The sequence below is a fragment of the Micromonospora sp. NPDC003776 genome (genome assembly GCF_053605645.1).
Genome location: NZ_JBSGJR010000260.1, coordinates 1 through 9067 on the forward strand (window position 1 = coordinate 1; position 9067 = coordinate 9067).

Annotated in this window: 8 protein-coding genes and 1 tRNA gene; 3 read left to right on the plus strand and 6 right to left on the minus strand. The window is 71.5% G+C overall.

All coding sequences use genetic code 11. From position 1 onward, the window contains the following. The 6 genes from ACWEVO_RS20650 to ACWEVO_RS20675 all read right to left on the minus strand — a co-directional run. Nucleotides 1-846 (minus strand): serine/threonine-protein kinase (locus ACWEVO_RS20650; RefSeq protein ID WP_452309155.1); only part of this gene is annotated, 846 nt, incomplete at its 3' end. Nucleotide 847: 1 nt separating this feature from the next. Then, a complete protein-coding gene (locus ACWEVO_RS20655; protein WP_452309156.1) occupies nucleotides 848-2353 on the minus strand; it encodes a peptidoglycan D,D-transpeptidase FtsI family protein in 1506 nt (501 codons plus the stop codon). After that, the gene (locus ACWEVO_RS20660; protein WP_452309157.1) at nucleotides 2350-3837 is read right to left on the minus strand and encodes an FtsW/RodA/SpoVE family cell cycle protein; all 1488 of its coding nucleotides are present in this window, start codon (nucleotides 3835-3837) and stop codon (nucleotides 2350-2352) included. Before ACWEVO_RS20660 ends, ACWEVO_RS20655 begins: the two co-directional genes overlap by 4 nt. A gap of 28 nt (nucleotides 3838-3865) precedes the next feature. Beyond that, nucleotides 3866-5305 (minus strand): protein phosphatase 2C domain-containing protein, encoded by a 1440-nt coding sequence (locus tag ACWEVO_RS20665; RefSeq protein WP_452309158.1) that lies wholly within the window; start codon nucleotides 5303-5305, stop codon nucleotides 3866-3868. Next, on the minus strand, nucleotides 5302-5787 hold the full coding sequence (locus ACWEVO_RS20670; protein WP_452309159.1) for an FHA domain-containing protein FhaB/FipA: 486 nt from the start codon (nucleotides 5785-5787) through the stop codon (nucleotides 5302-5304). The genes ACWEVO_RS20665 and ACWEVO_RS20670 overlap by 4 nt, the downstream gene beginning before the upstream one ends. A gap of 6 nt (nucleotides 5788-5793) precedes the next feature. Beyond that, complete coding sequence (locus ACWEVO_RS20675) at nucleotides 5794-6582, minus strand: FhaA domain-containing protein (protein WP_302770129.1); 789 nt, start codon at nucleotides 6580-6582, stop codon at nucleotides 5794-5796. A 209-nt stretch (nucleotides 6583-6791) separates the two neighbouring features. Here ACWEVO_RS20675 and ACWEVO_RS20680 point away from each other — a divergent pair. The 3 genes from ACWEVO_RS20680 to ACWEVO_RS20690 all read left to right on the plus strand — a co-directional run bounded on the left by ACWEVO_RS20680 (nucleotide 6792) and on the right by ACWEVO_RS20690 (nucleotide 8861). Next, a tRNA-Leu gene (locus ACWEVO_RS20680) sits at nucleotides 6792-6877 on the plus strand. Between the two features lie 107 nt (nucleotides 6878-6984). After that, complete coding sequence (locus ACWEVO_RS20685; RefSeq protein ID WP_452309160.1) at nucleotides 6985-8058, plus strand: NAD-dependent epimerase/dehydratase family protein; 1074 nt, start codon at nucleotides 6985-6987, stop codon at nucleotides 8056-8058. Next, nucleotides 8055-8861 carry a WecB/TagA/CpsF family glycosyltransferase gene (locus ACWEVO_RS20690; protein ID WP_452309161.1) on the plus strand — a complete coding sequence of 269 codons (807 nt, stop codon included), beginning with the start codon at nucleotides 8055-8057 and terminating at the stop codon, nucleotides 8859-8861. Before ACWEVO_RS20685 ends, ACWEVO_RS20690 begins: the two co-directional genes overlap by 4 nt. Nucleotides 8862-9067 lie beyond the last annotated feature (206 nt).

Genomic DNA, 9067 nt, shown 5'->3' on the forward strand with positions numbered 1-9067 from the left:
GTGGCCCGCGCCGCCCCGGGCCTGCTGCGACAGGGCGAGCTTGGCCTGCCGGGCGACCCCGGCCAGAGCGGCGGCGCTCGGCCAGCGGGCCGCCGGGTCCTTCGCCATGGCCCGCTCGACGATCGCCCGGACCTGGGGCGGGATGTCGGCGGGCAGCGGCCGGGGGGCCTCCCGGACGTGCTTCATGGCGATCTCGAGCGGGTTGTCCCCCTCGAACGGCCGCCGGCCGGCGAGGCACTGGTACGCGACCACACCGAGCGCGTAGACGTCCGAGGCCGGGGTGGCGACCGCACCGGTGGCCTGCTCGGGCGAGATGTACGAGGCGGTGCCGAGCACCGAGCCGGCGGCGGTGAGCTGGCCCACCAGATCGGAGCGGGCGATGCCGAAGTCGGTGAGCACCAGCGTCCCGTTCGGCCGCACCAGCAGGTTGCCCGGCTTCACGTCCCGGTGCACGATGCCCTTCTGGTGGGCGGCGTGCAGCGCGTCGGCGGCCTGCGCGAGCAGGGCCATGGTCCGAGCCGGCGTGAGCCGCCCGACCCGGCTGAGCGTCGAGGAGAGGGCGTCGCCCTCGACGTACTCCATCACCAGGAAGGCGATCTGCTGGTCGCTGCCGAAGTCGTAGACGTCGACCACGCCGGGGTGGTTGATGGTCGCCATCGTCCGCGCCTCGCCGCGGAACCGCTCGGCGAAGCCCGGCTCGTCGAGCAGGGCGGGGAGCAGGCTCTTCACCGCGACGGTCCGGCCCAGCACCTGGTCGGTGCCGCGCCAGACGTCACCCATGCCACCGCTGGCGATCCGCTCGTCGAGGCGGTAGCGGTTGCCGAGCTGCACCCCGGGGCTGAGCATGTCAGCGGCCCCCGGAGTCGGCGATGGCCGCCGCCATGATCTTGCCGGCGATCCGGGCCGCCTCGTGGCTGCCGCCGGAGCCGGCCTGTTCCAGCTCCACGCAGACCGCCGAGATCGGGGTGCCGTTCTTGTCCAGGGCGAAGCCGATGAACCAGCCGTGGTCGGGGGTGCCCGGGCCGGACTGGGCGGTGCCGGTCTTGCCGCCGACCGTGTAGCCCTGGATCCGGGCCGACTTGCCGGTGCCGTTCTCCACCACGCTGACCATCATGTCGCGCAGGTCGGCGGCGACCTGACCGCTCACCGGCTGGCGCAGCTCGCGCGGCTTGGCCGTGTAGTAGCTGGTGGTGCGGTCCGGGGCGAGCAGCTGCTTGACCAGGTACGGCCGCATCTGGCTGCCGCCGTTGGCGACCGAGGCGGCGATCAGCGCACCCTGCAGCGGCGTCATCCGGACGTCGCGCTGGCCGATCGAGGACTGGGCCAGCGCGGCGGGGTCGGTCGCGCCGTCCGGGCCGGTGATCTCCCCGGTCTTGCTGGCCGCCACCGGCAGCCCGCCCTCGCCCAGCTGGCCCACGGTGAGGTCGTCCTGCTCGAAGCCGAACTGGCGGGCCTTCTCCTTGACCTTGTCCGCGCCGAGCTTCACACCGAGCTGCGCGAAGCCGGTGTTGCAGGACTCGGTGAGCGCCTGGATCAGGGTCACCTCGTCCTGTGGGCAGATCGAGTCGGCCGCATTCTTGATCGGCGTGCCGGAGGTCGGCGGGGTCCAGCTCGCGCCGGCGGGGATCTTGGTCTGCTTGGTGTAGCCGCTCTCCAGCGCCGCCGCGGACATGATCACTTTGAAGGTGGAGCCGGGCGGCAGCACCTCGGAGAGCGCCCGGTTGGCCAGCGGCCGGTCCTCGTCCTGGTCGAGCCGGTTGTACGCCTTCGACGCCGCCGCGGTGTCGTGGCTGACCAGCGGGTTCGGGTCGAAGCTCGGCATGGAGACGAGCGCCTGCACCGCCCCGGTGCGGGGGTCGATCGCGATCGCCGCGCCCCGGGTCGCCCCCACCTCGTTGTTCTGGAGCTGCTTGTACGCCGTGTCCTGGGCCCGCTTGGAGAGGGTCAGCAGCACGTTGCCGCCACCCGTCTCCTCGCCGGTGAACATGTCCTTCACCCGGTTGGCGATGAGCTGGTCGCTGGTGCCGGCGAGGAACTGGTTCTCGGTGCGCTCGATGCCGGTCGCCGTCCCGTTGACCGGCTGGTAGCCCAGCACGTGGGCGTACTCCTCGCCGGCCGGGTAGGTGCGCAGGAAGCGCAGCTTCCCGCCGGTGTCCTTGCTGAGCGCGTACGCGGTGCCACCGACCTCGATGTTGCCGCGCTTGCGGTCGTACTCGGCGACCTGGACGCGACCGTTGTAGTCGCTGTTGCGGTATTCGTCCGCCTTGTAGGCCTGGATCCAGTTCAGGTTCGCGAAGAGCAGCCCGAACAGGATCATCACGACCACTCCGACGCGGCGCAGCGGTGCGTTCACGGCCGGATCACCTCCGTGGGGGCACCGTGCAGCTGTTCCGGCGGGCCGCCCGTCGGCCGGGCCGCCGGGCCGCCCCCGGTGATCGGACGGCGGGCGCCGTCGGAGACCCGGAGCAGGACCGCGATGAGCAGCCAGTTGGCCATCAGCGACGAGCCACCGGCGGAGAGGAACGGGGTGGTCTGACCGGTCAGCGGGATGAGCTTGCTGATCCCACCGACGATCACGAAGACCTGCAGGCCCAGGGTGAAGGCCAGGCCGCCGGCGAGCAGTTTGCCGAAGGAGTCCCGGACCGCCAGCGCGGCCCGCAGCCCCCGCTCGACGATCAGCAGGTAGACCACGAGCAGCGCGGAGAGGCCGAAGAGCCCGATCTCCTCGCCGATGCCGGCGAAGATGAAGTCGGTCTGCACCTCGGGCAGGAGGGTCGGCTGGCCGCCGCCCGGACCGGCGCCGAAGAGGCCACCGCTGCCGAGCGTGAGCAGACCCTGGACCAGCTGGTAGCCCTTGTTGTACGGGTCACCGAACGGGTCCAGCCAGATCTCCGCGCGCAGGTAGAAGTTGGCGAACGGGCCGCCGACCGTGCTGCCCAGCAGGTAGGCCAGGTAGGCGCCGCCGAAGAAGAGGACCAGGCCGATCAGCAGCCAGCTCACCCGTTCCGTGGCGATGTAGAGCGTCACCACGAACATGCCGAAGTAGAGCAGCGAGGTGCCGAGGTCCTTCTCGAAGACCAGGACCAGGATGCTGATCATCCAGACCACCAGCACCGGGCCGAGGTCCCGCCCGCGCGGGAAGTCGATGCCGAGCAGCCGGCGGCTGGCCAGCGACAGCACCTCCCGCTTGCGGACCAGGTAGTAGGCGAAGAAGGTGAGCAGGGCCAGCTTCGCGAACTCGCCCGGCTGGATCTGGAACCCGCCGGCCCGGATCCACAGCTTGGCGCCGTTGACCTCGGAGAACCGGGACGGCAGCACCGCCGGAATCATCACGAGCACGATGCCGGCCAGCCCCAGCGTGTACGCGTAGCGCGACAGCGACCGGTGGTCCCGCATGATCGCCAGCAGCCCGGCGGCGAGCACCACCGCGGCGAGCGTCCAGGCGAGCTGCCGCCCCCCGGTGCCGGCGAAGATGGCCAGGTGTTCCCGCTGCTCGGGGGCCGCCTGGGCCAGGTCGTACCGGCGCAGGAAGCCCACGCCGATGCCGTTGAGCAGGGCGACCGCCGGCAGCAGCGCCGGGTCGGCGAAGGGCGCCAGCCAGCGGATCACCAGGTGCAGGGCGAGGAACACCAGGCCCAGCGTGGCGGCCGGCACCCAGAAGTCCGAGGTGACCGTGTCCAGCACGTTCGCCTCGACCGTGGCCGAGTATGCCGCCACCAGCACCATGGCGAGCAGGAGCAACGACAGCTCGGCATTGCGCCGGGACCGGGCCAGGCGTACGCCGGGCTGCTCGCCCGTCGAGGCGGGCGAGGCTGCCGGTACGGCGGCTGCGGTCACGGATGCGTCCTCCGGGTTGAACCGACGCTCACTCCGGCGACCGGCAACCGGCCGGATCGACCGGCGGGACCGTGTCGGAGGGGATGGCGTCGGGCGTGGTGGTCGGCGCGGTCGGCGCGGGCGTCGGGGTCGCCGACGCCACGGCGGTGGCGCTGCCGGACGGGGCCACCGGGGTGGCGCTGCCGACGGCGGCGCTCGGCGTGGGGCTGAGCGCGGCGGCCGTCGGGGTCGGGCTGGACGGGCAGAGCGGCTTCAGGTTCGGGTTGGCCGGGTCGTCACTGGTCAGCTCGGCCAGGCGGCGCTCGGCGTCCGGCTCGCTCTTGGCCTGGATGCCCTGCTTGACCTGCTCCTGTGCGGCGAGGGTGAGGTCGTCGAGCTTGGCCTCGCTGGTGGCGTGCACGCTGGACAGGTCGAGGCCGGCGATCTGGCCCGGTACGCCCCGGAAGACGGCGAGCTGCCCGTCCTGCGTGGCGCCGACGTAGTACTGCCGCTGGGTGTAGCTCCAGCCGCCGAACAGGCCGCCGCCGAGGATGACCAGCAGCGCCAGCAGCATGGCGGCGGTCCGCAGCGGGCGGTGTCGGCGCTGCTCCGGCTCGTCGTCCCGACTGTCCGCGGGCTCCTCCGGCGCAGCCGGCCGGGGGGCCGAGAGCGCGGAGGCGCGGGCCGCCGGGGTGGAGACGTCGGCCGAGGTGGCCATGCCCCGGTCGCGGGCGGCGGCGCCGCCGACGATCGGGGACGCCTCGACGATGTCCTCGTCCGTCGCGTCCGCGATGATCACCGTGATGTTGTCCGGGCCGCCGCCGCGCAGGGCGAGCTGCACCAGACGCTCGACGCACTGCTGCGGGTCGGTGTACTCCCGCATGGTGTCGGCGATGGTGTCCGCGCTGACCACGCCGGAGAGGCCGTCGGAGCAGATCAGGTAGCGGTCGCCGGGGAGCACCTGGCGGACGCTGTACTCCGGGTCGATGTCGCGGCCGTCGAGCGCCCGGGTGAGCAGCGAGCGCTGGGGGTGGCTGCTCGCCTCCTCCGCGCTGATCCGGCCCTCGTCGACGAGCATCTGGACGTACGTGTCGTCCTTGGTGATCTGCGCGAACTCGTTGTTGCGCAGGAGGTAGGCCCGCGAGTCACCGATGTGGACCATCCCGAGCTTGCTGCCCGAGAAGAGGGTCGCGGTGAGAGTGGTGCCCATCCCCTCCAGTTGGGGATTGGCGTCCACGGTGTCGCGGAGCTGCTGATTGGCGGTGCCCACGGCGGAACGCAACGCGTCGACGAGGGCGTCCCCGGGGACGTCCTCGTCGAGGGGCGCCATGGCACCGATGACGATGTTGCTGGCGACGTCACCGGCGGCCATGCCGCCCATGCCGTCGGCAACGGCGAGCAGCCGCGGTCCGGCGTAGACGGAATCCTGGTTGCCGTCTCGGATCAGACCGCGGTCGCTGTGGGCCGCGTAGCGCAGGGTCAGAGTCATGGCCGTAATTCGAGGGAAGTGCGGCCGATCCGGATCGGCACGCCGAGGGGGACGGGGGTTGGTCCGGTGACCTTAGCGCGATCCAGGTAGGTGCCGTTAGTCGATCCGAGGTCCTCGACGAACCACTGCCCGTCCCGCGGCACCAGCCGGGCGTGTCGCGCCGAGGCGTAGTCGTCGGTGATCACCAACGTCGAATCCTCGGCCCGCCCGATGGTGATCTGAGCCTCACCCAGGGTGATCCGGGTGCCGGCCAGCTGACCCGCGGTGACCACCAGCTGGTGCGCGGCCCTGCCCCGCTTCACCTTCGCCGGCTTCGCCGGCGGTCCGGCCGGGGCGCCCACCCCCCGCGGGGCGGCCACCAGCCGGCCCGACCTGGCGCCCGCGAAGAGGTCCCGGCGAATCACCCCGACCACCGTGAACACGAAGATCCACAGCAGGATGAGGAACCCGAACCGGGCGACGGTGATGACGAGTTCCGGCAACGCGGATCAGCCGTCCACGCGGAAGGTCAGAGTGGTCGTACCGAGCTGGATCATGTCGCCCGGGTTGAGGGCGACGGCGGAGACGCGCTGGCCGTTGACCATCGTGCCGTTGGTCGAGCCGAGGTCGGTCAGCACGACCTGGCCGCCGTCGAAGTCCAGCCGGGCGTGCCGGCGGGAGATCCCGACGTCGGGCAGGCGCAGGTTGGCCTGGTCGCCGCGACCGATCACGGTCGAGCCCATCTGGAGCGGGTAGGTGCGGCCGTCGCCGGAGACCAGCCGGACGTTGCGGCCGGCGCCGTGCCCGGGCGGCGGGCCGTAGCCGCCACCCTGGTCGTACGCCGGGTAGGCCGGGCCGGCGTCGTAGCCGCCGGGCGCGGAGACCGGCGCCACGTCGCCACCGGTGTAGACCTCGGCGGTGACCCGGAACATGCCGGTGTCCAGCCCCTCGCCGCGCTCGATCTCGACGATCACGTCCCCGTAGACCGTCCAGGCCTGCTCGCCGATGAACTCCGCCTGCGACTGGGCCAGCTCCTGGGCCAGCGCGGCGGCGTACGGCGCCAGCCGACTGTGGTCGTACGGCGAGAGATCGATCACGTAGCGGTTGGGCACCAACGTGCGCCCGCCGGCCAGGATCGCCTTGTGCGCCTCGGCCTCCCGCTGCATGGCGTTGAGGATCTCCACGGGGTGGACCACCCCTTTGAAGACCTTGGCGAAGGCCCCCTCGACCAGGCCTTCCAGACGCTTTTCGAAGCGTTGCAGCACGCTCACCGGCTCCTCCTCGGGTTCCGAGGCCATGATGGTATCCGGACACCGCCTCCGCAGCTCACATGCCGCTCGGCCGGCTGCCGGCGGCCCGCTCGTGGGCGGCCCGAAGGTCGTGCTACAGTTTCGTCCGCCACGAACGGTGATCGCTCGTGGCGATGACCGGTGACAGCGTAATATGTCCCGGCACCCGCCGCAGATGGCGGGAGCGGGATGAGATACGGTGTTGCAGGTCAGGCCACGGGGAAGTGGCGGAATGGCAGACGCGCACGGTTCAGGTCCGTGTGCCCGAAAGGGCGTGGGGGTTCAACTCCCCCCTTCCCCACCATCACGAGGGCTCCGCAGACAGCGGGGCCCTCGCGCCGTATCGGGGCGGGCCGCACGTCACGCTATGCTCCGATTCGTTCCCTGCCTCCTATGGATCAGGAGTGGCGTGTGAGTGTCGCGTTGGTGACCGGCTCGGGCGGTCTGATCGGTTCCGAGGCGGCCCGGCACTTCGCCGGCCTCGGTCTCCACGTGGTCGGCATCGACAACGACATGCGCCGGTACTTCTTCGGGGAGGACGGCTCGACGGCCTGGAGCCTGGACCGGCTCGCCGCCGACCTGGGCCCCGCCTACACCCACTACGCGGTGGACATCCGCGACCGGGACGGCCTGGAGAAGGTCTTCCGGAAGTACGGCTCGGACATCGCCGTGGTGATCCACAGCGCGGCGCAGCCCAGCCACGACTGGGCCGCCAAGGAGCCCTACACGGACTTCGACGTGAACGCGGGCGGCACGCTCAACGTGCTGGAGAACACCCGGCGGCACGCGATCGAGGCGCCGTTCATCCACTGCTCCACCAACAAGGTGTACGGCGACCGCCCGAACAGTCTGCCCCTGATCGAGCTGGAGACCCGGTACGAGCTGCCCGAGGACCACCCGTGGTACCAGGGCATCACCGAGGACATGTCGATCGACGAGTCGCTGCACTCGATCTTCGGCGCGTCGAAGGTGGCCGCCGACGTGATGGTGCAGGAGTACGGCCGCTACTTCGACATGCGGACCGCCTGCTTCCGGGGTGGCACGCTGACCGGCCCGGCGCACTCCGCGGCCGAGCTGCACGGCTTCCTGGCGTACCTGATGCGCTGCGTCATGGAGGGGCGGACGTACAACCTCTTCGGCTACAAGGGCAAGATGGTCCGGGACGCCATCCACTCCCGGGACGTGCTCACCGCGTTCGAGGCGTTCTTCCGCGAGCCGCGCTCGGCGCAGGTCTACAACCTGGGCGGCGGCCGGCACTCGAACACCTCGCACATCGAGGCGTTCCGGATCGCCGAGCAGATCACCGGCCGCGAGGCGCAGATCAACTACGTCGAGCAGGCCCGCACCGGCGACCACCAGTGGTACGTCAGCAGCATGGCCCGGTTCGAGGAGCACTACCCGAGCTGGAAGATAACCTACGACGTGCCGATGATCCTCCGCGAGATCTACGAGGCCAACGTCGACAAGTGGGTGCCGAAGGCATGACCACCGGCAGCAAGCGGAACGTCCTCGGCGTCCTGGTCGACGCGACCGACTACGCCCGGGCGACCGAGGCGGTCGTCGCGGCGGCGCACGAGCGGCGTCCGCTGGCGCTGACCGCGCTGGCCGTGCACGGCGTGATGACCGGGGTGCTCGACCCCGCGCACAATGCCCGGCTCAACTCGTTCGACGTGGTCACCCCGGACGGCCAGCCGGTCCGCTGGGCGCTCAACCTGCTGCACGGCGCCGGCCTGACCGACCGGGTCTACGGGCCGGAGCTGACCCTGCGGGTGCTCGCCCGGTTCGCCGACGAGGGGCTGCCGGTCTACCTCTACGGCTCCACCGAGGAGACGCTGTCCCGGCTGGTCCCGGCACTGGAGCGGAAGTTCCCGGCGCTGAAGATCGCCGGCGTCGAGGCGTCCAAGTTCCGCTCGCTCACCCCCGGCGAGGACGGGGAGATCGCCGACCGGATCAAGGCCAGCGGCGCCCGGCTGGTACTGGTCGGGCTGGGCTGCCCCCGCCAGGAGGTCTTCACGTACGCCATGCGGCCGCTGCTGGACATGCCGCTGATGGCGGTCGGCGCGGCCTTCGACTACCACGCCGGCCTGCTGCGCAACCCGCCGCCGTGGATGCAGCGCGCCGGGCTGGAGTGGTTCTGGCGGCTCGGCCTGGAGCCGAAGCGGCTCTGGCGGCGCTACGTCATCCTCAACCCGGCCTATCTGGCCCGGCTCGCCGCGCAGAAGACCGGCCTGTGGAAGGCCACCCCGCCGGCGCCGGCCACCGAGCGCCCGGCCAGCTTCGACGTCTGACGCCGGTACGACGTCCGGCGGTCACCCCGAGGGGGACCGCCGGACGCCGGTGGGAAGAGGTTGGCTCAGGAGACGTTGACCGCGGTGTCGTCGATGACGAAGGACGTCTGGAGGGTGATGTCCTCGGTGCCGGTGAACTTCAGGGTGACGGTCTGGCCGGCGTAGGCGGCCAGGGAGAAGGTGCGCTGGGTGTAGCCGGTGGCCTT